The sequence below is a fragment of the Faecalicatena contorta genome (genome assembly GCF_021531895.1).
Lineage (GTDB): Bacteria > Bacillota > Clostridia > Lachnospirales > Lachnospiraceae > JAFBIX01.
In genome coordinates, this window is sequence record NZ_JAFBIX010000006.1 from 1 (window position 1) to 25,636 (window position 25,636).

The 25,636-nt window shown below is 41.8% G+C and carries 24 protein-coding genes, 1 tRNA gene and 1 riboswitch; of the genes, 24 read left to right on the forward strand and 1 reads right to left on the reverse strand.

Annotated features, from left to right (window positions below):
* The 20 genes from JQM81_RS02830 to aspS form a co-directional block, all read left to right on the forward strand.
* A partial coding sequence (locus JQM81_RS02830; RefSeq protein WP_235232017.1) for a hypothetical protein occupies window positions 1–253 on the forward strand: 253 nt, incomplete at its 5' end.
* Window positions 254–387: 134 nt separating this feature from the next.
* A complete protein-coding gene (locus JQM81_RS02835; RefSeq protein WP_235232018.1) occupies window positions 388–1,341 on the forward strand; it encodes an L-lactate dehydrogenase in 954 nt (317 codons plus the stop codon).
* A gap of 179 nt (window positions 1,342–1,520) precedes the next feature.
* Complete coding sequence (locus tag JQM81_RS02840) at window positions 1,521–1,727, forward strand: helix-turn-helix transcriptional regulator (RefSeq protein WP_235232111.1); 207 nt, start codon at window positions 1,521–1,523, stop codon at window positions 1,725–1,727.
* A 1-nt stretch (window position 1,728) separates the two neighbouring features.
* Window positions 1,729–2,496 carry a DUF3169 family protein gene (locus JQM81_RS02845; RefSeq protein ID WP_235232019.1) on the forward strand — a complete coding sequence of 256 codons (768 nt, stop codon included), beginning with the start codon at window positions 1,729–1,731 and terminating at the stop codon, window positions 2,494–2,496.
* 98 nt (window positions 2,497–2,594) lie between these two features.
* The gene (locus JQM81_RS02850) at window positions 2,595–3,050 is read left to right on the forward strand and encodes an NfeD family protein (RefSeq protein ID WP_235232020.1); all 456 of its coding nucleotides are present in this window, start codon (window positions 2,595–2,597) and stop codon (window positions 3,048–3,050) included.
* A 3-nt stretch (window positions 3,051–3,053) separates the two neighbouring features.
* A complete protein-coding gene (locus JQM81_RS02855) occupies window positions 3,054–3,983 on the forward strand; it encodes an SPFH domain-containing protein (RefSeq protein WP_235232021.1) in 930 nt (309 codons plus the stop codon).
* Window positions 3,984–4,027: 44 nt separating this feature from the next.
* A complete protein-coding gene (locus tag JQM81_RS02860; RefSeq protein ID WP_235232022.1) occupies window positions 4,028–4,750 on the forward strand; it encodes a LytR/AlgR family response regulator transcription factor in 723 nt (240 codons plus the stop codon).
* Window positions 4,743–5,594: a sensor histidine kinase gene (locus JQM81_RS02865; protein ID WP_235232023.1), complete on the forward strand. Its 852-nt coding sequence runs from the start codon at window positions 4,743–4,745 to the stop codon at window positions 5,592–5,594. Before JQM81_RS02860 ends, JQM81_RS02865 begins: the two co-directional genes overlap by 8 nt.
* A gap of 76 nt (window positions 5,595–5,670) precedes the next feature.
* Window positions 5,671–6,219: a stage V sporulation protein T gene (gene spoVT / locus JQM81_RS02870; protein WP_235232024.1), complete on the forward strand. Its 549-nt coding sequence runs from the start codon at window positions 5,671–5,673 to the stop codon at window positions 6,217–6,219.
* Window positions 6,220–6,272: 53 nt separating this feature from the next.
* Window positions 6,273–6,647: a TIGR04086 family membrane protein gene (locus JQM81_RS02875; protein ID WP_235232025.1), complete on the forward strand. Its 375-nt coding sequence runs from the start codon at window positions 6,273–6,275 to the stop codon at window positions 6,645–6,647.
* A gap of 102 nt (window positions 6,648–6,749) precedes the next feature.
* On the forward strand, window positions 6,750–6,893 hold the full coding sequence (scfA, locus tag JQM81_RS02880) for a six-cysteine ranthipeptide SCIFF (protein ID WP_235232026.1): 144 nt from the start codon (window positions 6,750–6,752) through the stop codon (window positions 6,891–6,893).
* An 87-nt stretch (window positions 6,894–6,980) separates the two neighbouring features.
* The gene (gene scfB / locus JQM81_RS02885; RefSeq protein WP_235232027.1) at window positions 6,981–8,375 is read left to right on the forward strand and encodes a thioether cross-link-forming SCIFF peptide maturase; all 1,395 of its coding nucleotides are present in this window, start codon (window positions 6,981–6,983) and stop codon (window positions 8,373–8,375) included.
* A gap of 38 nt (window positions 8,376–8,413) precedes the next feature.
* On the forward strand, window positions 8,414–10,585 hold the full coding sequence (gene secD / locus JQM81_RS02890; protein WP_235232028.1) for a protein translocase subunit SecD: 2,172 nt from the start codon (window positions 8,414–8,416) through the stop codon (window positions 10,583–10,585).
* A 99-nt stretch (window positions 10,586–10,684) separates the two neighbouring features.
* Window positions 10,685–12,475 carry a single-stranded-DNA-specific exonuclease RecJ gene (recJ, locus tag JQM81_RS02895; protein WP_235232029.1) on the forward strand — a complete coding sequence of 597 codons (1,791 nt, stop codon included), beginning with the start codon at window positions 10,685–10,687 and terminating at the stop codon, window positions 12,473–12,475.
* Between the two features lie 83 nt (window positions 12,476–12,558).
* Window positions 12,559–13,083: an adenine phosphoribosyltransferase gene (locus JQM81_RS02900; RefSeq protein WP_235232030.1), complete on the forward strand. Its 525-nt coding sequence runs from the start codon at window positions 12,559–12,561 to the stop codon at window positions 13,081–13,083.
* A gap of 38 nt (window positions 13,084–13,121) precedes the next feature.
* Window positions 13,122–15,467 carry a RelA/SpoT family protein gene (locus JQM81_RS02905; RefSeq protein WP_235232031.1) on the forward strand — a complete coding sequence of 782 codons (2,346 nt, stop codon included), beginning with the start codon at window positions 13,122–13,124 and terminating at the stop codon, window positions 15,465–15,467.
* Between the two features lie 7 nt (window positions 15,468–15,474).
* Window positions 15,475–16,095 carry an MBL fold metallo-hydrolase gene (locus JQM81_RS02910; protein WP_235232032.1) on the forward strand — a complete coding sequence of 207 codons (621 nt, stop codon included), beginning with the start codon at window positions 15,475–15,477 and terminating at the stop codon, window positions 16,093–16,095.
* A gap of 14 nt (window positions 16,096–16,109) precedes the next feature.
* Window positions 16,110–17,555: a coproporphyrinogen dehydrogenase HemZ gene (gene hemZ, locus JQM81_RS02915; protein ID WP_235232033.1), complete on the forward strand. Its 1,446-nt coding sequence runs from the start codon at window positions 16,110–16,112 to the stop codon at window positions 17,553–17,555.
* Window positions 17,540–18,811, forward strand: coding sequence for a histidine--tRNA ligase (hisS, locus tag JQM81_RS02920; RefSeq protein ID WP_235232034.1), 1,272 nt, complete (start codon window positions 17,540–17,542; stop codon window positions 18,809–18,811). The genes hemZ and hisS overlap by 16 nt, the downstream gene beginning before the upstream one ends.
* Before the next feature lie 35 nt (window positions 18,812–18,846).
* The gene (gene aspS / locus JQM81_RS02925; RefSeq protein WP_235232035.1) at window positions 18,847–20,634 is read left to right on the forward strand and encodes an aspartate--tRNA ligase; all 1,788 of its coding nucleotides are present in this window, start codon (window positions 18,847–18,849) and stop codon (window positions 20,632–20,634) included.
* 125 nt (window positions 20,635–20,759) lie between these two features.
* On the opposite strand, the gene JQM81_RS02930 is transcribed toward aspS, so the two are convergent.
* Window positions 20,760–20,832: transfer RNA gene (locus JQM81_RS02930), tRNA-Gly, on the reverse strand.
* A 179-nt stretch (window positions 20,833–21,011) separates the two neighbouring features.
* Here JQM81_RS02930 and JQM81_RS02935 point away from each other — a divergent pair.
* The 4 genes from JQM81_RS02935 (at window position 21,012) to gcvH (ending at window position 25,605) form a co-directional block, all read left to right on the forward strand.
* The gene (locus JQM81_RS02935) at window positions 21,012–22,298 is read left to right on the forward strand and encodes a homoserine dehydrogenase (RefSeq protein WP_235232036.1); all 1,287 of its coding nucleotides are present in this window, start codon (window positions 21,012–21,014) and stop codon (window positions 22,296–22,298) included.
* A 5-nt stretch (window positions 22,299–22,303) separates the two neighbouring features.
* Entirely contained in the window at window positions 22,304–23,677 is a 1,374-nt protein-coding gene (locus JQM81_RS02940) for an MATE family efflux transporter (RefSeq protein ID WP_235232037.1), read from the forward strand.
* Window positions 23,678–23,892: 215 nt separating this feature from the next.
* A riboswitch (glycine riboswitch) is annotated at window positions 23,893–23,990 on the forward strand.
* Between the two features lie 105 nt (window positions 23,991–24,095).
* Window positions 24,096–25,184 (forward strand): glycine cleavage system aminomethyltransferase GcvT, encoded by a 1,089-nt coding sequence (gene gcvT, locus JQM81_RS02945; protein WP_235232038.1) that lies wholly within the window; start codon window positions 24,096–24,098, stop codon window positions 25,182–25,184.
* Between the two features lie 40 nt (window positions 25,185–25,224).
* Complete coding sequence (gene gcvH / locus JQM81_RS02950) at window positions 25,225–25,605, forward strand: glycine cleavage system protein GcvH (protein ID WP_235232039.1); 381 nt, start codon at window positions 25,225–25,227, stop codon at window positions 25,603–25,605.
* The last annotated feature ends 31 nt before the right edge of the window (window positions 25,606–25,636 follow it).

Here is a 25,636-nt window from a genome sequence, read left to right on the forward strand (position 1 = left end):
TTTTTCAAGGCATAGTATCCTCTATGTCCAATGTTTATGTCCATTTCTCGCAAATTTCTTTTCCTGCACGATATTCAGTTGTCAATTTTCGCTTGGAATCTCATTCATTGAGATTCCGAGAAGTTATGTCTGCAATTATTATACAGAATTCTATTATAAATATCCAGCCTTTTCCATACTTAATTCAGAACCGTCTGGAATGGAATTGGATATTGACAGTGATGGCCGAAAAGACTATCATGAATTTAAGTAAAGGCAAAGGAGTCTCAATGAGAGCACTTTGCTTTTTTTGTGCCTGTGTATTGAAGAAGCTGTCAGTGGACAGATTCTGGTGGTATTTTTGGGACACAAATGGAAACGATATTATATGAAATGGGGGTTTTTTAAATGACAACAAACAAAAGTAAAGTGGTAATAGTAGGGACTGGTCTGGTCGGCTCGTCCACGGCGTTCAGTCTTTTGACGCAGGGTGTCTGCGATGAGATTATGATGGTGGACATTAATAAGGAAAAGGCTCTTGGAGAGGTACTGGATCTAAAAGATTGTGTGGAATATCTGAACCGGAATACCAAAGTGTATGTAGGTGATTATAAAGATTGCAAAGATGCGGATATTATTGTGATTACGGCAGGTGCGCCGCCAAGACAGGGGCAGACAAGGCTGGATACGTTGGAAGCGTCGGCGAAGATTACAAAGTCTATCGTAAGTCCGATTATGGAAAGTGGATTTGACGGGATCTTCCTGATCATCTCTAATCCGGTAGATATCATAGCACATTATGTACAGCGTCTGTCAGGTCTTCCAAAGAATCAAGTCATTGGAACAGGAACAGCATTGGATTCTTCGAGGCTTAAGAACTTTATCGGAGAGCTGATTCATGTAGATCCAAGAAGTGTCCATGCATTTTCGATGGGAGAGCATGGAGATTCACAGATGGTACCGTGGTCAGCTGTTATGGTCGCAGGGAAACCATTCTATGATATTATCCGTGATAATCCAGATCTGGTTGGTGATGTGGATCTGGACAATCTGGTAGTTAAGACTGCACAGGAAGGCTGGGAGATCCTGAACAGAAAAGGAACAACTTATTATGGAGTGGCAACTACCGCAGTTGGAGTGATCAAGGCAATCTTACACGATGAGAACAGAATTATTCCGGTCTCAACATTACTGGAAGGAGAATATGGAGAAAAAGATGTCTATTGTGGAGTGCCGGTTGTCCTGAATCGCACAGGGGCTTCGGATGTGCTGGAAATCCACATGAGCAGTCAGGAATTGACTCGGTTTAAAGAGTCGGCAAAAATTATCCGGGAGTATACGGACAAGATTATGGAATACTAGAGTATAATGAGAGATAGAAGGTCGAATCAGTGATAAACTGACTCGGCCTTTTTTAAATTCAGCAAAATTCAGTTATTTCTTGTTGACAAGTATAGTTGTCATATGCTATGCTCTTTGTGACAAGGATAATTGTCAAAATGACAAAGAAAGCTTTCAATATAATGCATGGAGGTGATTATGTGCCTTTATATAATCGTTTAAAAGAATACAGGGCCAGAATTGGTGTGAACCAGCAGGAGATGGGACGCCTGTCTGGAGTTTCCAGACAGACTATCAGCCAGATCGAACGAGGGGATTATTCTCCATCAGTGACGCTGGCATTAAAGATTGCAAAGGTATTTGAAGTACAGGTAGAAGATATTTTCTGGTATGAGGAGGAAGATTAAGATGATGAGTAGAAAAGAAGAGATCAGTCAGGAGAATAGAAGAGCGAGAAAGTGGTTTATTCCGATTGTTATTGTCAGCGGGGTGGTGGGCGCCATACTCGGGATATTGATGGTTTTCCTGGGGACAACAGGAATTCAACGGGCAGCTGGGGCAATGACGCAGAAGGTAACGATGTTGGCACCGTATTTTCTGGCGGCGGAGGCTGTGATATTCAATATCTTGGCGTTTGCCATGTATCGAAAGAGCCGTGTGTTGCTTCGAGAATGGGATGGAGAAGAGGAGGAGATTCCGAATCAGATAGATATTAAGCTGAATTATGCATTGTGGGCACTCAGCCTGAATCAGGTCATCAGCTTTCTTTTGTTTGCTTTGGGAGTGGATCTGAGACCGGAAGATATGACAGGGGTACGGAATGAATTAATACTGGCGGTTGTATTCATGGCAAATGTATTCATAAGTATATGGATACAACAGAAAGTGGTGGATCTGTCTAAAGAGATGAATCCGGAGAAAAAGGGAAGTGTTTATGATATCCGTTTTCAGAGTAAATGGATGGACAGCTGCGATGAGGCGGAGAAGATGCAGGTATATCAGGCGGCATATTCAGCATTTAAAGTGACCAATATTGCATTTATGATTGTGTGGCTGTTTGCATTTCTGGCAATTGAATTTGCAGGAACGGGTGTCTTTGCCTGTGTGCTGATCTCAATCTTATGGGGAATTCATGTGAGTGTGTATTGTTTTAAGACGATTCAGCTCTCTAAGTAATCATTCAGACATGAAATCACTTCATTCACGCAGGAACTATTGCTGAGACTGCTGCATTTTGGTAGGATGTAGTCAACAAGAAAGGAAGTGAGGAGTATATGTTCATACAGGACAATTATGTTACGATTGCCTGGCTGGGACTTCTGATTTTTTTGCTGATTGTTGAGATCATCACAGTGGGACTGACCAGTATCTGGGCGGCTGGAGGTGCATTGGTTGCACTTATATTCAGTATTCTTGGTATTTCCCTGATGTGGCAGATCGTAATATTCTTCGTGGTAACCTTTGTACTGTTATATTTTACAAGGCCGTTTGCAATGAAGTTTATCAACACGCAGCATGAGAAGACGAATTATGAAGGAATCATTGGTAAGACGATCCGGATTACGGAGAGAGTAGATAATCTCCATCAGACCGGAAAGGCAACGGTGAATGGACAGGAGTGGACGGTTCGTGCGGATGATGATGCACAGATTCTGGAGCCGGAGACGCTGGCAAAAGTGATCAATATTTCAGGAGTAAAATTAATTGTAAAAAAGTATGAGGAGGAATAGAATATGTTGACTTTGGGGTTTATTGCGGTAGTAGTTATTATTTTAGTTTTTTTGATTTTGCTGATTTCCTGTATCAAGATTGTGCCGCAGGCAAGAGCGGTGGTAGTGGAACGTCTGGGAGCTTATCAGGCAACGTGGAGTACAGGCCTTCACTTTAAAGTTCCGATCATTGACCGGGTGGCAAGAAAGGTAGATCTGAAGGAGCAGGTTGTTGATTTTGCTCCGCAGCCAGTGATTACAAAAGATAATGTAACAATGCGGATCGATACGGTCGTATTCTATCAGATTACAGATCCGAAGATGTTCTGCTATGGAGTGGCGAATCCGATTATGGCGATCGAGAATCTGACGGCAACTACGTTGCGTAATATTATTGGGGATCTGGAGCTGGATCAGACGCTGACCTCAAGAGAGACGATCAATACGAAGATGAGGGCATCTCTTGATGAAGCGACAGATCCGTGGGGAATCAAGGTGAACCGCGTAGAATTGAAGAATATCATTCCTCCGGCAGCAATTCAGGATGCGATGGAGAAGCAGATGAAAGCAGAACGTGAACGACGGGAGGCAATCCTTCGTGCTGAAGGTGAGAAGAAGTCTACGATTCTGGTAGCAGAAGGACATAAGGAATCTGCAATTCTGGATGCAGAGGCAGAGAAGCAGGCTGCTATCTTACGTGCGGAAGCACAGAAGGAAGCCATGATCCGTCAGGCAGAAGGTGAGGCAGAAGCAATCCTGAAAGTGCAGCAGGCTAATGCAGATGGTATTCGTTTCCTGAAGGAAGCAGGAGCAGATGAAGCGGTTCTTACGATGAAGAGTCTGGAAGCTTTTGAAAAGGCTGCAGATGGAAAATCAACAAAGATCATTATTCCGTCTGAGATTCAAAGTCTTGCGGGACTGGCGAAAAGTGCCAAAGAGATTATAGCAGAATAAAGCAGAATATATACAGATATGGAAAAGAGAGAGGAGGCAGTGCAATGACGCATGTATTAATTCTGGAAGATGACAAGGCTTCACTGGAAGCTTTGAAAAGGATTCTTACAGAGTACTCGGAAGATCTTTGTGTACATACTGCCTCCTCTTATCGGGAAGCGAAAAAACTGTTAGATATGGATTGGACATATAGGTTGTTTTTGTTGGATGTGAATCTAAATGGCAATGCTCATGAAGATATCGGCGGTATCCTCTTTGCCAGGGAATTGCGAGAGCAGTTCCGTTATACCTTTACCCCGGTTGTGATGGTCACAGCAATAGGAGCCATGGAGATGCAGGCTTATCGGGAATTACATTGTTATCAGTACATTATGAAGCCGTTTCGGCCGGAACAGGTCAAAGAAGTGGTTCAAAAGGTGCTGGAAAGAGAGAAGCATGAGGAGCGTCCGATGGTTGTCGTGAAAAAAGACGGCATCAATTATCAGGTCCTATGCGAAGATATCTGTTATATAGAAGCGATTCCAAGGGGAATCTGTCTTCACATGAAGAATGAGAACTGGAATGTACCATATGTTACTTTAAAACAAATCTTACAAAAAGTTCCGGCGGATATGTTTCTGCAGTGTCATCGGATGTTTGCGGTGAATCGAAGAAAGGTGGAGTATTTTGACACGGTCAATCGAATTGTCAAGATAAAAGACTGCGAAGATATCGTGGAGATAGGAGTGACGTATAAGTCGGAGATTGGGAGGCTGATCAGTGGTTGATTGGATAAAAAAGTTTTTATATAGGATTTTTTGTGTGCTTGCATTGTTGGTGTCCGTATATCTGGTGGTAGATTTTTTAATCAGCGGAACCTTTGACTACCGAATCTTTATTATGTTTCTTCTGATGGTAGTGATTGTGTTCTGGGGAATTGCTGACTGGCGTAAGAATTATATTCTTATGCAGAAGAAGGAGACAGAGCTTAAGCTGTATCAACATTATGTACAGCCTCTGGAGGAACTGGTGAAAGAGATCCGGGCAAAGCAGCATGAATTTGATAATCATCTGAATGCGATATTGAATATGCATCTGACAGTCGATAATTATGAAGAACTGGTAGAACGGCAGTCGGAATATATTACAGAAGTGATTAAGGATGATGACAGCCGGCAGTATCTTCCACTTTTAAGAATCAGTGATAAAGTGCTTGCGGGATTTTTGTACAGCAAGATTGTTCGGTCTCCTTCTTATGTAAAGACGGAAGTAGAAGTCAAGAGCCTGGAGATTATTTCAGGGATTTCAGAGCATCATTTGATTGAAATAGTAGGCACATTAGTAGACAATGCTTATGAAGCCTGCACAGAAGAATTGAATCAGGTTATGATGGAACTGGATTCCGAAGATGACCGGTTGGTTTTTATTATCAAAAATCAGATTAATGATATCAGGATGAAGAATATCGACCGCTTTTTTGAGAAAGGTTATTCAACCAAAAGTGGTGATAGAAAACATGGACTGGGGTTATATAATGCCAAGATGCTCATTAAAAAATATCAAGGAGATATTTTTGTAAGTATGGAGAATATCAATGAAAAGAGATATATCTGTATGAGAGTGGTTGTATAAACGTAGTATAAAATTCTTCCATTTACAGATACTAATTCTGGAAATCGTCAGTACAGTAAATGGAGGAATTTATTATATGAAAGCTACAGGAATCGTACGAAGAATCGATGACCTTGGAAGAGTGGTCATTCCCAAAGAAATACGAAGAACTTTAAGAATCCGTGAAGGAGATCCGCTGGAGATTTTTACGGATCGAGAGGGTGAGATTATTCTGAAAAAATATTCTCCGATAGGTGAGTTGTCTACATTTGCCAGACAGTATGCGGAGAGTCTGGCGCAGACGGTGGGATGTCTGGTCTGTGTCTGTGATATGGATCAGATTATTGCAGCATCCGGTGCCGGCAAGAAAGAATTACAGGATAAATATATCAGCCACCAGCTGGAGAAGCAATTAAGTGCGAGAACACAATTGACAGCAACAGCTGGAGATAAAAAATATATTCCCATTACAGATAACCCTGAGGAAGAATTCATCTATGAAATTATCAGTCCGATTATCTGTGAAGGAGATATTATTGGAGGAGTGATTCTTCTGTCAAAAGATGTGAAGAAGAAGCTGCAGGAGTTAGAGCAGAAGCTGGCATCCTGTGCAGCTGGTTTTTTGGGAAGTCAGATGGAACAATAGAGGAATAAACGTAAGCTTTCCATCATACCTTGTGTTAGACAAGGAGGGATGGAATGGAGAGACAGTTTCAAAAAGATTCTAAAGTTATGTGGGTGCTGAAGTCACTGCTGGCTTCATACGTTATTACAGGTATACTTCTTGTATTGCTTGCAGCGGCACTTTATAAGTTCGAATTAAATGAGAAGATGGTATCAGCAGCTATTATAGCAATTTATATTGTGGCGACTTTGATTGGAGGAATCATGATTGGAAAGTATGCCAAGACAAGAAGATTTGTGTGGGGCTTGGGACTGGGAATTGGATATTTTGCACTTCTTCTGTTGATTACATTAGGTGTGTATCATAGCTTGAATGGGAATGGCGATAACCTGATTACTACATTTATCTTATGCGCTGGTGGCGGAATGGTTGGAGGCATGATATCGTAATAACGAAATTAAAGCCTTAACAGTCAGATAAAATGATTGCGAAAATAAAGATGAAATGCTATAATAATATAAGTTAAGCAAAGTTTAAGGAGGAATGTAAACATGAAACATGTAAAGACATTAAATAAACAGACTATGAACAATAACATGAAGAAGAGCGGATGTGGTGAATGCCAGACATCTTGCCAGTCAGCATGTAAGACTTCCTGTACCGTAGGAAATCAGACTTGCGAACAGAAAAAATAATTTTGAAGTATATGGAATACTCGAGACAGCGGTCTACAGGGTCGCTGTTTTTCGTTGTATACAAAAAAGTGAAAGGGGTATACAGCCTTGATTCATCAGTATAAGAATAATGGCTATAATATCGTGATGGATGTCTACAGTGGCGCAGTTCATGTAGTAGATGATCTATGTTATGATGTGATCGCAGAATTAAACGAAATCAATAAAGATCATACAGTAGAGACGTTAAAAGAGGATTCTGTTTTGTCCATGCTGCATCAAAAGCTTGGAGACAAATATGAAGAAAAAGAGATTGGTGATGCACTGGAAGATGTCATTGAATTGACGGAAGCGGGACAGCTATTTGTAAAAGACACCTATGAATGTATGATTGAGGAAGTCAAGAAGCGGAAAACGGTCGTAAAAGCACTTTGTCTTCACATTGCACATGACTGTAATCTGGCCTGCAAGTATTGCTTTGCAGAAGAAGGAGAGTATCATGGCAGGCGTGCTCTGATGTCCTATGAAGTCGGGAAAAAGGCATTAGACTTTTTAATCGCCAATTCAGGTAACCGACATAATCTGGAAGTAGATTTCTTCGGTGGAGAACCACTTATGAACTGGCAGGTGGTCAAAGATCTGGTCGCCTATGGAAGAGAGCAGGAGAAGATTCATAACAAGCATTTTCGTTTCACATTGACTACGAATGGGGTATTACTGAATGACGAAGTACAGGATTTTGTAAATAAAGAGATGGATAATGTGGTCTTAAGTCTGGATGGAAGAAAAGAGATCAATGATCAGATGCGTCCATTCCGCAATGGAACCGGAAGCTATGATCTTATTGTTCCGAAGTTTCAAAAGCTGGCAGAAAGCAGGAATCAGGAAAAATATTACATACGAGGAACATTTACCCGGAATAATCTGGACTTCTCCAAGGATATTCTCCATTTTGCAGATCTTGGATTTAAGCAGATGTCTATTGAACCTGTTGTCGGAGAGGAAAGTGATCCTTATGCAATCCGCGAAGAGGATGTTCCGATTATTAAAGAAGAATATGATAAACTTGCAAAGATCATGATTGAACGTGAAAAGGAAGGAAAAGGTTTTAATTTCTTTCATTTTATGATAGACTTAGACGGTGGACCATGTGTGGCAAAGAGACTGTCAGGATGTGGTTCGGGAACGGAATATCTTGCCGTTACTCCGTGGGGAGATCTGTATCCTTGCCATCAATTTGTAGGACAGGAAGAGTTCTTGATGGGAAATGTGGATGATGGCATTGTCAGGCCGGAAATTGCAGATGATTTTCGTAGTTGTAACGTATATTCCAAAGATAAGTGCAGAGATTGTTTCGCAAAATTCTATTGCAGCGGTGGCTGTATGGCGAATTCTTATAATTTCCACGGTACGATCCACGATACATATGATATCGGGTGCGAGATGCAGCGGAAACGTGTAGAATGCGCGATTATGATAAAAGCAGCGTTGGCAGAAGAATAGTAGAAATCAAGGCAGAAGAAGCAGAAAGGAAGTAAATCATGAAGAAGAACAAAGGCATACTGAGCCTGATTCTGACCGCTGTATTGGTCGTATTGCTTGGATTCACAGTGCTGGTTGGTCTCGGAGAGACCGGAACGGGTGCAATGAAAAATATTAAGCTTGGTCTGGACCTTAAAGGTGGTGTCAGCATTACTTATCAGGTAAAAGATGACAATCCGACAGAAGAAGAGATGAGTGATACCATCTATAAACTTCAAAAACGTGTAGAGCAGTATAGTACAGAGGTAAGCGTATATCAGGAAGGTGATGACAGAATTAATGTCGAGATTCCCGGAGTTACAGACGCCAACGCGATTCTGGATGAGCTGGGAAAACCGGGGTCACTGGAATTTCAGACACAGGATGGAGAGACGGTTATTACAGGTTCTGATGTAAAGACAGCGTCTGCGCAGTCAGGACAGGATGATATGGGGAATAAAGAGTACTCTGTAGAACTGGATCTGACAGATGAAGGTGCAGAAAAGTTTGCGGAAGCTACGGAGGCAAATGTTGGAAAGCAGATTTCCATCATTTATGATGGTGAAGTTATCAGCAGCCCGAGAGTCAATGAAGCAATCACTGGAGGACAGGCATATATCACAGGAAACTTCACATACGAAGAGGCAGATAATCTTGCTTCTACGATTCGTATCGGTGGACTGAAGCTGGAACTGGAAGAATTACGTTCCAACGTAGTCGGAGCGCAGTTAGGAGAACAGGCAATCAGCACAAGCTTGAAGGCAGGAGCGATTGGTCTGGCAATTGTATTCATATTCATGATCTTTGTATATTATCTTCCAGGTCTTGCTGCTGGTCTGGCACTGATCATTTATACAGAACTTGTATTACTTATATTAAATGCATTTAACATTACGTTGACTTTACCAGGTATTGCAGGTATCATCCTTGGTATTGGTATGGCTGTGGATGCAAATGTTATTATATTTGCCCGTGTGCGTGAGGAGATGACACGCGGAAAGAGTGTGAAGAATTCTCTGAAGACCGGATTCCAGAAAGCGATGTCTGCAATTGTGGATGGTAACGTGACTACATTGATTGCAGCAGCGGTTCTGTGGTTAAAAGGTTCTGGTACAGTAAAAGGATTTGCACAGACTCTGGCGATCGGTATTATTGTATCTATGTTCACTGCATTAGTGATTACAAGAATGATCGTATATGCATTCTATGCTGTTGGACTTCGCAATGAAAAATTGTATTATCGTCCGAAGAAAGAAAGAACGCCAATCAATTTCCTGGGTAAGAAGAAAGTGTTCTTTGTAATCTCTTTGGTACTGATCATTGGTGGATTTGCAGTCATGGGTGTTAATTCATCCAGAGGAAATGGAGCATTTGCATATAGTCTGGAATTCGAAGGTGGTACTTCTACGAATGTAACATTTAACGAAGATTATTCGATTGAAGAGATTGATGAGAAGATCGTTCCAATTGTAGAAGAGGTTACTGGAGATCACAATGTACAGACTCAGAAGGTAGCCGGTACCAATCAGGTTGTGATCAAGACCGTGACTTTGGAATTGGATCAGCGTGAAGCTTTGAATCAGGCAATGGTAGATAATTTCCAGGTTGATGAGTCGAAGATCTCTGCTGAGAATATTAGTTCTACTGTAAGTAATGAGATGCGTCAGGATGCGATCATAGCAGTAATCGTTGCTACGATCTGTATGCTTCTGTATATCTGGTTCAGATTTAAGGATATTCGATTTGCGGCCAGTGCAATTTTTGCATTGCTTCATGACGTTTTGATTGTTCTTGGATTCTATGCAGTGGCAAGAATCTCTGTAGGTAATACATTTATTGCATGTATGCTGACGATCGTAGGTTACTCTATCAATGCAACAATCGTTATATTCGACCGTATTCGTGAGGAACTTCATTATCAGTCCAAGACGACAGAGCTTTCAGAAGTTGTTAATAAGAGTATTACCCAGACACTTACAAGAAGTATTTATACTTCTTTGACAACTTTCGTAATGGTAGCGATTCTGTTTGTTATGGGAGTAAGTTCTATTCGTGAGTTTGCAGCACCGCTGATGGTTGGTATTATCTGTGGAGCATATTCTTCTGTATGTATTACAGGAGCACTCTGGTATGTAATGAGAACGAAGTTGGGCAAAAAACAGACTTCCAAGAATAGCAATAAGAAAAAATAGTATGAGATGATGAAGCAGCCATTGTTATCTGATTTGTAGAATCAGAGATGACATGGCTGCTTTTTTCTATAAGAAGTTTTATTTGGAGTGGGATGAAAGATGGAAAGATGGGTACTTTTGAGAAAAGGTGCAGATTTTGAAGCAATTGGAAAAAAATACCATATTAGTCCAAGGCTTGCCTGTCTGATCCGGAACAGAGATATTATAGGTGAAGAAGAAATCCATCAATATCTTAATGGAACGATTACGGATCTGTATGACGGTATGCTGATGAAAGATATGGATAAAGCTTTGGATATCCTGGGAGAAAAGATTGCAGGACAACAGAAGCTTCGCGTCATAGGAGATTATGATATTGATGGAATCAATGCTTCTTATATTCTGTTGGAAGGTCTGGAGCGTCTGGGGGCGGATGTGGATTGCGATATTCCAAATCGAATAACAGACGGGTATGGGCTGAATATTGATCTGATCGAACGTGCGTATGATGATGGGATAGATACCATCGTTACCTGTGATAACGGAATTGCGGCAGCGGATGAAATCGCATATGGGAAGCAGTTGGGAATGACCATTATAGTGACGGATCACCATGAGGTGCCATATTGTGAGGATGATGGAAGGAAAACGTATCGTCTTCCGCTGGCAGATGCGGTCATTGATCCTAAGCAACCGGGCTGTGAATATCCTTTTAAGGGCTTGTGTGGAGCAGCGATTGCTTACAAGCTTGTGGAGGCGCTTTGCGAATCTATGGGAAGAGATGTAGATGATCTGGATGATCTGATTGAAAATGCTGCTATTGCAACAGTAGGTGATGTTATGGATCTGGAAGGAGAAAATCGTATTCTGGTAAAAGAAGGGCTGCAAATGTTGGGAAGAACTCGTAACCAGGGACTGCGCTCTTTGATGGAGTGTACTGGTGTTCAAAAAGATCAGATTCGGGCTTATCATATTGGATTTGTTCTGGGGCCATGCCTGAATGCAAGCGGCAGGCTAGATACGGCAAAGCGGGCGTTAAAACTCTTGCGTGCAAAAGATAAAAAAGAAGCGGACATACTGGCAGGAGAATTAAAAGCATTGAATGACAGCCGAAAAGATCTGACGGATGTGGCGGTAAAGCAGGCGATAGAGCTGGTAGAGACAACGGCTGTGGGACAGGATAAAGTTCTAGTCATCTATCTGCCGGGATGCCATGAAAGCATTGCTGGAATTGTGGCTGGACGTATTCGCGAGATTTACTATAAACCAGTGTTTGTATTGACTGATGCGGAAGAAGGAATCAAAGGTTCGGGAAGATCGATTGAAGCTTATTCTATGTATGAGGAGTTAAGTAAATGTCAGAAGCTGCTGGCCAGATATGGAGGACATAAACTGGCAGCAGGTCTGTCATTGGAAAAAGAAAATATTGAAAGATTACGGTATATGTTAAATGCTAACTGTACACTTCAGGAAGAGGATCTGGCAGAAAAAGTAGTGATTGACATGGAGATGCCGTTTTCCTGTGTGACAGAAGAGCTAGTCCAGGAACTGTCATTGTTGGAACCATTTGGAAAAGGGAATACAAAACCAGTATTTGCGGCAAAGAGTGTAGAAATTCTAAGTGGGAAAATTCTTGGAAAAAATAAAAATGTACTAAAACTTCAGGTACAAGATTCTGCCGGTACTCAAATAGAAGCTATGTATTTTCAGCATATAGATCAGTTCTTATCAGAACTTGAGGAAAACTATGGTGTTTTTGAAGTTGAGTCGATGTTGGCTGGCAAAAAGAATCATATCATTCTGATGCTTACCTATTATCCTGGAATGAATGAATATATGGGGAAGAAGACACCTCAGATTGTTATTACGCATTTTCGTTGTCAAATAACATTGAAAAACCCTAAGAAATAGCAGGAAAACAGCAGATTTATTTGAAAATCGCATAAACTAATGCTATACTTAGGATTGTATTTTAATAGAATGGAGAGATTGTTATGAAACCGATTGAAGAGTACGTAAGAAGTATTCCGGATTTTCCAGAACCGGGAATTATATTTAGAGATGTGACCAGTGTGCTTCAGGATGCTGACGGGCTTCATCTTGCGATAGATCTTATGCAGGAGAAGTTGAAGGATGTAGAGTTTGACGTGATTGTTGGGCCTGAATCCAGAGGATTTATTTTCGGAGTGCCGATTGCATATAATCTGCATAAACCATTTATTCCGATTCGAAAAAAGGGAAAACTTCCATGTGAGACGGTTTCAATCAGATATGACCTGGAATATGGCACGGCGGAACTTGAGATGCATCGCGATGCAATCAAGCCAGGACAGAAAGTAGTCATCATTGATGATTTGATTGCGACAGGCGGTACCAATGAGGCTATGGTAAAGTTGGTGGAAGGTCTTGGCGGAGAAGTTGTCAAAACGGTATTTTTGATGGAATTAAAGGGTCTAAAAGGCCGGGAAAGATTAAAAGGATATGATGTTGAATCTGTAATTGCATATCCAGGAAAATAATACGAACGAAAAATATAAGACAGGAAGGAGGCGTTAATATGTCAAAGACAACAACCTATGAGGCTATCGATGGTCGAATCGCGACAGAATCTGTTATGGGGGATAATGCGAAAGGGCTTGAGATTGTTGATGGTCATGCGGTAAAAGCACCAGGCGATTACGAAGATCCGGATCGTTTGTATGACATGTTAATTGCCCGTATCCGTAAGTATCACCCGTCAACAGATGTCTCAATGATTGAGAAGGCTTACCGTCTGGCATCTAAGGCACATGGCAGTCAGCGACGTAAGTCGGGAGAACCTTATATCGTACATCCACTTTGGGTCGCTATTATTCTGGCAGATCTGGAGATGGATAAAGAGACGATTGCATCAGGAATGCTTCATGATGTGGTGGAAGATACGGATGTTAGTGAAGAAGATATCAGAAGAGAATTCGGAGATGAAGTAGCGCTTTTGGTGGATGGTGTCACAAAGTTAGGACGTTTGTCTTATTCTTCTGATAAACTGGATGTACAAGCTGAAAATCTGCGCAAGATGTTCCTTGCTATGGCAAAGGATATTCGTGTCATTATTATTAAACTGGCCGACCGTCTTCATAATATGCGGACATTGCAATTCATGAAGCCTGAAAAGCAGAAAGAGAAAGCCAAAGAGACGATGGATATCTATGCGCCTATTGCCCAGCGTCTTGGTATATCTAAGATAAAGACAGAATTGGATGATCTGGCACTGAAATATTCCCAACCAGAGGTGTTTTTTGATCTCGTAAAGCAGATTAATGCCAGAAAGACAGAACGAGAAGAGTTCGTTCAGCAGATTGTTGATGAAGTATCTGAACATATGAAGAATGCTAATATTAAGGCGGAAGTAAATGGCAGGGTAAAGCATTTCTTCAGCATCTATAAAAAAATGGTGAATCAGGATAAAACGGTGGATCAGATCTATGATCTGTTCGCAGTCCGTATTATTGTTGAGTCTGTAAAGGATTGTTATGCAGCCCTGGGTGTGATCCATGAGATGTATACGCCGATTCCAGGACGCTTTAAAGACTATATTGCGATGCCGAAGCCGAATATGTATCAGTCTTTGCATACAACATTAATGAGTTCGGTCGGTCAGCCTTTTGAGATTCAGATTCGTACGGAAGAAATGCATAAGACCGCTGAATATGGTATTGCGGCCCACTGGAAATATAAGGAATCTAATGATGGTAAGAAGAGTGTTGAGGCGCAGGAAGAAGAAAAACTAAGCTGGCTCAGACAGATTCTGGAATGGCAGCGCGATATGTCGGATAATCGGGAATTCATGAATCTGATCAAAGGTGACCTGGATCTGTTTGCAGAAGATGTCTATTGTTTCACTCCACAGGGAGATGTGAAGAACTTGCCGAATGGTTCTACACCGATTGATTTCGCATACGCGATTCATAGTGCTGTCGGCAATAAGATGGTTGGCGCCAGAGTGAACGGTAAGCTTGTAAATATTGATTACAAGATACAGAACGGAGACAGAATAGAGATACTGACTTCTCAGAATTCTAAAGGACCAAGCCGTGACTGGCTGAATGTTGTTAAGAGTACACAAGCAAAAAATAAAATTAATCAATGGTTCAAAAAGGAATTCAAAGAAAGTAATATTATAAAGGGAAAAGAAATGATTGCGGCCTACTGTAAGGCGAAAACGATCAATCCGAGCAATATTCTCAATCCAAGATATCAAGAGATTGTGCAGAAAAAATATGGTTTTAAGGATTGGGACTCTGTTTTGGCTGCAATTGGTCATGGGGGGTTAAAAGAAGGTCAGGTCGTTAATCGACTGGTAGAAGAATACAGTAAAGAGCATAAGCAAGAGCTCACGGATGAGGTTGTTATGGAAAAAGTTGCTGAGGCAGCAAAAAATAAGGTCCATATTGCCAAGTCTAAGAGCGGAATTGTCGTCAAAGGAATTGATGATGTGGCTGTGCGTTTCTCCAGATGCTGTAATCCGGTGCCGGGAGATGAAATCGTAGGATTTGTCACACGAGGAAGAGGACTTTCCATTCATCGAACAGATTGTGTCAATATGATTCATCTGACAGAAGCAGAGCGTGCCAGATTGATTGATGCAGAATGGGAAAGTGATGTAGCAGAGAAAGATGGAGGACAGTATCTGGCAGATATCAAGATGTATGCCCGTGACAGACAAGGACTGTTGATGGAGATGTCCAAAATCTTTACAGAGAATAATGTAGATGTGAAGTCCTTGAATGTACGGACCAGTAAGCAGGGAACTGCAACGATTGAAACCGGCTTTATCGTGCACAGCAGAGAAGAATTGGAAAGAGTCGTGAAGAAACTCCGTCAGATAGAAGGAATTATTGATATTGAAAGGGCGACAGGTTAATCATAAGATGAAAGTTGAGAGATTTGTTACAGGAATTATTAGCACTAATTGTTATTTGGCAATCAATGAAGAGACACGACAGGCAGTTGTAATTGATCCGGCTGCCAGTCCGTCCTATCTGATGAAACATATCAGATCAGAAGGGCTTAAGATTGAAGCGATTCTTTTGACTCATGGACATTTTGACCATATGATGGGAATTGATGGATTCCTGGCCGAATATGATGTTCCAGTGTATGTTCATGAAGACGATGAGGATGTGATGAATCAGCCAGAGTTGAATCTGTCATCCACCTATACATCCGGTTACACATTTTCTGGAGCAAATTATATGAAAGATAATCAGGTGCTTACGTATGCGGGATATGATTTTCAGGTAATTCATACTCCGGGGCATACCAGAGGTGGATGTTGTTATTATGTGGAATCAGAAGGCGTATTGTTCAGTGGAGATACGTTGTTCCAGAATTCAGTGGGACGTACAGATTTTCAGAATAGCAGTACTTCGGATCTGATTCGATCTATTCGCGAAAAGTTGATGCTCCTTCCAGATGATACACATGTATATCCGGGACATATGGGAGAGACAACGATTGGTCATGAAAGAAAATATAATCCATATATATAGATTGGAGTATTGGAATGATTCAGATTATATGTAGAAGTGAAGCGTATATTTATAATGTGTATCATATGATAAAGGCTTTTTATCCGTCTGAAGATGTTGTCAGTCAGGTGGAGGAAAAAGCCTCTAATTATGTAACGGTATTGCTTCAGGATGGTAGTATGATTGTTGTGGATGCAGATTATATATCAGAAGAACTATCGGAAAAAGAAGTGAAATATCGGATCGATACCTTTATTTATCAAAAATTGGCAGATGTAACGGGACATACACTTGCATGGGGAATTCTGACTGGAGTGCGCCCTACGAAGATAGCAATGAATAAACTGGAAGAAGGCTGGAATCAGGAGACTTTTGTACCATGGTTCATGGATGATTGTAAAGTAAGCCGCCAGAAGGCAGAATTGTCTTGGAAGATTGCAGAGAGGGAGAGAGAACTGTTGCAAAGACTGGACTATCAAGATGGATATAGCCTTTATGTAGGGATTCCATTTTGTCCGTCTGTCTGTACCTATTGTTCTTTCAGTTCTGGTGCATTGGCAGAGTGGGAACACCGGGTAGAAGATTATCTGCAGGCACTGTGCAAAGAGCTTTGTTTTATTGGAAAAAGATCGGCAGGCAAAAAGCTGAATAGTATTTACATAGGTGGTGGAACGCCAACAACGCTGAGTGCTTCACAGATGGATCGTTTACTTGATTGTATCGAAGAATATTTTCCCAGAGAATATCTGCTGGAATATACGGTAGAAGCCGGAAGACCGGATAGTATTACTCGCGAAAAATTAGAAGTGATTAAAAAACATGGAATTACCCGTATCTCAATTAATCCGCAGAGTATGCAGCAAAAGACGCTGGAAGCGATCGGCAGAAAGCACAGTGTAGAAGAGATTATAGAAGCATATCACCTGGCAAGGGAAATTGGCTTCGACAATATTAATATGGACATTATTGCCGGACTGCCGGGAGAAGATATGGAAGATATGCAAGATACTCTGAGGCAGATTGAACGCCTTGCCCCAGACAGCCTGACCGTCCATTCACTTGCGATCAAACGTGCGGCCAAGATGGAATTAAAAGATCTGGAACAGGATACACAGAAGATATCCCGGACACTTTCTGGTATGATCTTAGAAGCTTCGGAGGCAGCAAAACGAATGGATCTGGTGCCATATTATCTGTACCGGCAGAAGAATATTGCAGGAAATTTCGAAAATGTTGGTTATGCAAAGGTTGACAAAGCCGGAATATACAATATACTTATTATGGAGGAAAAACAATCCATAATTGCTGCAGGTGCAGGTGCATCGACGAAGATTGTATTACCGGAGGCGATTCTGGTCCCGGGCAGCAAAAAGAAGAAGATGACCCGACTGATAAGGGTAGAGAATGTGAAAGCGATCGATGCTTACATTGAACGTATCGACGAGATGATAGAGCGAAAAGGAGAATGGTTATGGCATTAAAGAAGAAACCGGTCACCGGGATGAAAGACATGCTTCCCAAAGAGATGGAGATCCGTGATTATGTGATTCAGCTGATCAAGGATACTTATAAGACCTATGGGTTTACCTCTATGGAGACTCCATGCGTGGAGCATATTGAAAACCTGTGCAGTAAGCAGGGCGGAGATAATGAAAAGTTGATTTTTAAGATTCTGAAGCGCGGCGAGAAGCTGAAGATTGATGAGGCAGAAGAGGAGAATGATCTGGTAGATGGCGGACTGCGTTATGACCTGACGGTGCCTCTTGCAAGATATTATGCCAACCATTCGAACGAGCTGCCGGCTCCATTCAAAGCCTTACAGATTGGCAACGTATGGAGAGCAGACCGTCCGCAAAAAGGACGTTTTCGTCAGTTTATGCAATGTGATATAGATATTTTGGGAGAGCCGGGCAATCTTGCAGAAATCGAGTTGATTCTGGCGACAACAGCGATGCTTGGCAAATTGAATTTCCATAATTTTACGGTATGTATCAATGACCGAAATATCTTAAAAGCAATGGCTGCATACAGTGGATTTAAAGAAGAAGATTACGATGAGGTTTTCATTATTCTGGATAAGATGGATAAGATTGGTGCAGAAGGAGTAGCTGCAGAGCTTCAAGAGATGGGATATACGAAGGAAAATGTAGAGACCTATCTTCAGCTTTTTGATGAAGTGGCTCCAAATGTGGAAGGAATCCGTTATCTGAAGGAGAAGTTAGGGGATGATCTTTCTGATCAGACAGCAGACGGCATGGAAATGATCATCTCAAGTGTAGAAGCTGCAAAAGAATGTGAATTTAACATCAAGTTCGACCCGACCCTGGTAAGAGGCCAATCCTATTATACCGGTACTATTTTTGAAGTAACGATGGACGACTTCGGAGGTTCTGTTGCAGGCGGAGGACGGTATGATAAGATGATCGGTAAATTCACCGGTCAGGATACACCGGCCTGTGGTTTCTCGATTGGATTTGAGAGAATCGTTATGCTGCTTCTGGAAAATGGATATGAAGTTCCGAAAAAAGGAAGTAAGAAGGCTTATCTTCTGGAGAAAAATATGCCAAAAGAAGGCTTGTTAAAGGTATTATCACTTGCAAAAGCAGACAGAGAAGCAGGCAGACAGGTGCTGATCGTGAACATGAAGAAGAATAAGAAATTCCAGAAAGAACAGCTGACGGCAGACGGTTATGAAGAGATCATCGACTGTTATGCTGATTCCGTGGAAAATATATAAATATATCCTGAAGGATGAAAAAGGAGATAAAGACTATGGCAGAGTCAATGCAAGGGTTAAAGAGAACCCATAGATGTGGAGAATTATCCAGCGCCAATATTGGTGAGACAGTCACTATTATGGGATGGGTACAGAAGAACCGTAACAAAGGCGGGCTGGTATTTGTAGATGTAAGAGACCGTTCTGGAATTATTCAGGTGGTATTCGAAGAAGGAAAGGCAGAAGCTGCGCTGATCGAAAAAGCAGCAAAGCTTCGTGCTGAGTTCGTTGTAGCTGTTGTTGGTAAAGTAGAAAAACGTTCCGGTGCAGTAAATGAGAACCTGGCAACCGGAGAGATTGAGATCATTCCGGAAGAGCTTCGGATTCTTTCGGAGTCTGAGACGCCGCCGTTCCCAATTGAAGAGAATTCCAAGACAAAAGAAGAAGTACGTCTGAAATACAGATATCTGGATTTGAGAAGGCCGGATCTTCAGCGCAACTTAATGATGAGAAGTAAAGTTGCAACACTGACTCGTCAGTTCCTGGCAGATGAAGGCTTCTTAGAGATCGAGACCCCGGTACTGATCGGAAGTACTCCGGAAGGAGCCAGAGATTATCTGGTGCCAAGCCGTGTACATCAGGGACATTTTTATGCGCTGCCACAGTCACCGCAGCTTTTTAAGCAGCTGCTGATGTGTTCTGGATATGACCGTTACTTCCAGCTGGCAAAGTGTTTCCGTGATGAGGACTTACGTGCAGACCGCCAGCCGGAATTTACGCAGATTGATATGGAGCTGTCTTTTGTGGATGTGGATGATGTTATCGATGTCAATGAAAGACTGCTTGCAAAGTTGTTCAAAGAAGTACTTGGGATAGAAGTATCTCTTCCGATTCCACGAATGACTTGGCAGGAAGCGATGGACCGCTATGGTTCTGATAAGCCGGACGTCCGCTTTGGCATGGAACTTACCAACGTCACAGAGGTGGTAAAGGACTGTGAATTTGTTGTATTCAAAGGTGCTATTGAAAATGGCGGAACAGTCCGTGGTATTAACGCTAAAGGACAAGGCGAGATGCCGCGTAAGAAGATTGATAAACTGGTATCCTTTGCGAAGGATTATGGCGCAAAAGGACTTGCTTATATTGCAATTCAGTCAGATGGAACAGTCAAATCATCTTTTGCCAAATTCATGAAAGAAGAAGAGATGACAGCTCTGATCAATGCTATGGACGGAGAAAATGGAGATTTATTACTCTTTGCGGCAGATAAAAATAAAGTCGTATGGGATGTCCTTGGTGCTCTTCGTCTGGAGCTTGCACGTCAGATGGATCTGTTAGACAAGAATGAGTACAAATTCCTGTGGATCACAGAGTTCCCATTGTTAGAGTGGAACGAAGAACAGAATCGCTATACGGCAATGCACCACCCATTTACAATGCCGATGGAAGAAGACCTTCCATACATTGACACTGATCCGGGACGTGTACGTGCAAAAGCTTATGATATTACCCTGAATGGAAATGAGATCGGCGGTGGAAGTGTTAGAATCTTCAATCCTGAGATTCAGAGCAAGATGTTCGAAGTGCTTGGATTTACACCGGAGCAGGCTCAGGAGCAGTTTGGCTTCCTGTTAACTGCGTTCAAATACGGTGTTCCGCCACATGCAGGGCTGGCTTATGGTCTTGACAGACTGGTCATGCTGATGGCTAAGCAGGACAGCATCCGTGATGTCATTGCATTCCCGAAGGTAAAGGACGCATCTGATCTGATGACAGAGGCCCCGACAACAGTTGCACAGGAGCAGTTGGATGAACTGGGCCTTCAGATTGTGGAAACGGAATAGAAATGTTGTATTTTCATATAAAGATGGGAGGATCACAACCTCCCATCTTAATCTCTAAAAAGAGTTTATACCTTTTTCAAATAACAAAAAAACTTGAAATTCGTTAGAATTTCAAGTTTTTTTAGAGCGACAGACGGGGTTCGAACCCGCGACCCCGACCTTGGCAAGGTCGTACTCTACCAACTGAGCCACTGTCGCATTTTTTATGTTTTGTGTTCCTCAGAACAATAAATAATATACTACAAGAATGTTTATCTGTCAACACCTTTTTTCAAAAATATTGAAAAAATTTCGAAAATCTAAAATTTGAAAAAATAATATATATTATGGTATACTGGTACAGTATGAAAGTGAAAACAGATAAAGGAAGTGGAGAGATGAACGAACAGCAGACAATTAAAATAGGCTTACTGGGACTCGGTACAGTTGGCAGCGGAGTTTATAAGATTATAGAGCGCCAGAAAGAAGAGATGGTCAAGAAAACAGGTGCCCGTCTGGAAATAGCAGGTATTTTGGTTCATAATCTGAATAAAGTAAGAGACGGTGTGGATACATCTCTTTTGACGGATCGATGGGAAGATATCATTAATAATGATGAGATTTCCATTGTCATTGAGGTGATGGGTGGAATTGAACCTGCGAAGACGATGATTCTGGAGGCATTAAATTCCGGAAAGAATGTGGTGACGGCGAACAAAGATCTGGTCGCAGAGTATGGAAGAGAACTTCTGGATGCGGCAGAGAATAATGGCGTGGATTTCCTTTTTGAAGCAGCGGTGGCCGGAGGTATCCCGATCATTCGTCCATTGAAGCAGTGTCTGGCTGCAAATGAGATGGATGAAGTGATCGGAATTGTCAATGGAACGACCAATTATATCCTGACAAAGATGTTTGAAGAAGGAATGGATTTTGATGAAGCACTGGAAAAAGCGACGGAACTTGGTTATGCAGAGGCAGATCCGACTGCAGATATCGAGGGACTGGATGCAGGAAGAAAAGTTGCGATTATGGCTTCCATCGCGTTCCATTCCAGAGTGACATTTTCCGATGTATATACGGAAGGGATTACGAAGATCTCTGCAAGGGATATCAATTATGCAAAGGAATTTGGCAATGTGATCAAGTTACTGGGGGTTGCACATAATACAGAAGATGGTATTGAGGTATCTGTACATCCGATGATGATTCCTCAGGAGCATCCTCTTGCATCAGTAAGAGATTCCTTCAATGCAGTATTCGTACATGGAGATGCAGTGGATGATGTCATGTTCTACGGACGTGGTGCCGGAGAATTTCCAACGGCCAGTGCCATTATGGGAGATGTCATTGATGTGGTGAGAGATATTCAGTATCACTGCACCGGAAGAATCAGCTGTACTTGTTACCGTGAGACTAAGGTGAAGGAATTTCGTGAGGTAAAGAATAAGTTTTTCCTGCGCATGCAGGTGGATAATAAACCGGGGGTTCTGGCAGCAATCGCCAGTGTATTTGGCGTGCATCAGGTCAGTATCTCGAAAGTAATCCAGAAAATCATTACGGACGGGGTCGCTGAACTGGTTATCGTGACAGAAGCAGTAAAGGAATATCATATGGAGGATGCTCTGGAGCATCTCAAAGATATGGAGACTACTCGTGAAATCAGCAGTGTGATCAGGGAATACTAGGAATTATGAATGAAAGAAGAAATATAATGAATCCGCTGGCAACAGAGCGTATTGACAAATTAATTGCAAAATTTGCAATCCCCGCCATCATCAGTATGCTGGTGAGTTCCCTATATAATATCGTGGACCAGATCTTTATCGGACAGGGAGTTGGAATGCTGGGAAATGCGGCCACTAATATTGCATTTCCGATTTCTATTATCTGTACGGCAACGGCTCTTTTGTTGGGGATCGGAAGCGCATCTAATTTTAATCTAAAGTCAGGAGCCGGTGAATCAGAAGAAGCAAGCAAGATTGTCGGGACTGGCCTTGCAATGCTGGTTATCTGCGGTGTGATCATTGCCGTGGTTGTATTATTTTTTTTGGATCCTCTTCTACAGTTATTCGGAGTGACACCGGATGTATTGCCATATGCACAGGATTATACAGGAATTACAGCGTTTGGAATCCCGTTTCTGATTCTGACAACAGGTGGCAATCATCTGATCCGGGCAGACAGAAGTCCGACTTATTCCATGGCATGCATGTTGACTGGGGCAATTATCAATACGATATTGGATCCTCTGTTTATCTTTGGATTTCACTGGGGAATTAAAGGAGCAGCCTGGGCCACTATTATTGGCCAGATTATATCAGGGATTCTGGTAATCGTGTATTTCCTACGGTTTCGAAAATTAGAATTAAATTGGTCAATGCTCCGTCCAAAAGGGAAGTACCTGAGAGCCATTGTCTCCCTGGGAATGGCGTCCTGCATTAATCAGATTGCTATGGCGATTGTTCAGATCGTGATGAATAATACTTTGCGGTATTATGGCGCAGAGTCTATGTATGGAACCGATATTCCACTTGCCTGTGTAGGAGTTATTTCAAAGGTAAATATGGTCTTTATGGCCATCTGTATCGGAATCTCTCAGGGATGTCAGCCAATCTGGGGATTTAATTATGGAGCAGGACAGTATGACCGGGTAAAACAGACTTACAAGAAAGCATTTCAGATATCTTTGACAATAGGCATCATTTTCTTTTTATGCTTTCAGCTCTTTCCGCGGCAGCTGGTCAGCATATTTGGTACCGGAAGTGAAGAATACTTCCGGTTTGCAGAAAGATATTTCCGCATCTTTATGTTCATGACATTTATCAATGGAATTCAGCCCATGTCTTCCGGATTCTTTACGTCCATCGGGAAGGCGAAACTGGGGATTGTAGTATCACTGACGAGGCAGATTATCTTCCTGCTTCCGTTGATTCTGATCTTCCCGCTCTTTATGGGAATTGATGGAGTAATGTATGCGGGACCGATTGCAGATGGAGCTGCGGCAATTGTTGCAATCGGATATTCTGTTCGTGAATTGAAGAGATTTCGTGAAGATGGAATATAAAAAATTATAATGCATTCATTGAAAAAGTAAATAATCAACCATCAGAGAGACTTGTTGAAAACCCAGAGTTTATGGGGATTGTTTCCAAAAACGTGAAAAAAGCAACAAAATTGTGAATATTATAACTGGATTGTTGCAAAATACACACAAAAAAGCGCGTTGACAAAGAAAAAAACGACAGATATAATGAGGAAAAATAAAAAACAAGAAGTTGGCTGATGGATTCGAGAGAGATTCTGGTTCTTGTTATCAGAACGCCGAAGGGGCAAGAGGGAAATTGAAACTCTCAGGCAAAAGGAATCGAATCCGGACAATACTCTGAAGGACAAACGACAGGGGACTGTGTGATCCAGATGGATCATGCAGTCCTTTTTCTCTTGTTTGACAGAAGAAGGCTGTTAAAGAAGGAGGAGCAAAAATGGAATTGAAAACCCCATTATATGATGCACATGTGAAAGCCGGAGGAAAGATCGTACCATTTGGCGGATATTTACTGCCGGTACAGTATGGAACCGGAGTGATCAAAGAACATATGGCTGTCCGCACACAAGCCGGATTATTTGATGTATCTCACATGGGTGAAGTGCTGTGTGAAGGAAAAGATGCACTCCAGAATCTTCAGATGATTCTGACGAACAATTTTGACAATATGGTAGACGGTCAGGCAAGATATAGCCCGATGTGCAATGAGAATGGCGGTACAGTGGATGATCTGATTGTATATAAGAAATCAGATAACCATTACTTTATCGTAGTAAATGCAGCAAATAAAGATAAGGATTATCAGTGGATGTTGGATCACCAGTTTGGAGAAGTGATATTTACTGATGTGTCAGAGCAGTATGCACAGCTGGCATTGCAGGGACCAAAAGCAATGGAGATCTTAAAAAAGCTTACGGCGGAAGAGAATATTCCAAAGAAGTATTATCATGCTGTGTTTGATACAGAAGTTGCCGGAATTCCTTGTATTATTTCTAAGACTGGATACACAGGAGAAGATGGAGTAGAGCTTTATCTTGACAGCAGCAATGCTGAGAAAATGTGGGATGCTCTTCTGGAAGCCGGAAAAGAAGACGGTTTGATTCCATGTGGACTGGGAGCAAGAGATACCCTTCGCATGGAAGCAGCAATGCCTCTCTATGGTCATGAGATGGACGATACAGTATCTCCATTAGAGACAGGACTTGGTTTTGCAGTAAAGATGAAGAAAGATGACTTTATCGGGAAAGCGGCATTAGAAGAGAAGGAAGCACCTCAGAGAACACGTATCGGCCTGAAAGTAACCGGACGTGGAATTATCAGAGAGCATCAGGAAGTATTTAAAGATGGAGAAAAGATTGGTCTTACTACTTCCGGAACGCACTGTCCATATCTTGGATATCCAATCGCAATGGCACTGGTTGCAGAAGGCAGTGCAGAATTGGGTGATAAGGTAGAGGTCGAAGTAAGAGGCCGAAAAGTAGAAGCAGAAGTGGTGGCACTTCCATTCTATAAAAGAAGTAAATAATAAATAAAAAGCCAATATAAAGAAAAAAGGAGATAAAACGATGGAATTAAGAGAAGGATTATTGTATTCAAAGTCACACGAATGGGTAAAGGAAGAAGGAGATGTTGCTGTGATTGGTCTTACAGACTATGCACAGTCTGAACTTGGAGACTTGGTATTTGTCAATCTTCCGGAAGAGGGAGACGAGATCTCTATAGGCGAAGCATTTTCAGATGTTGAATCTGTTAAAGCAGTATCTGATGTGTATGCACCGGTTTCCGGAACTGTATGTGAGATTAACGAAGAACTCATGGATGCTCCAGAAAAGATTAATGAGGCACCATATGAAGCATGGTTTGTAAAAGTGAAAGATATTACAGAAAAGGAAGAACTCTTATCTGCAGAAGAATACAAGGCATTTGTAGAGAGTGAACAGGCATAATAGAACAGATTAAGGAAAGGCGGTGACGCTT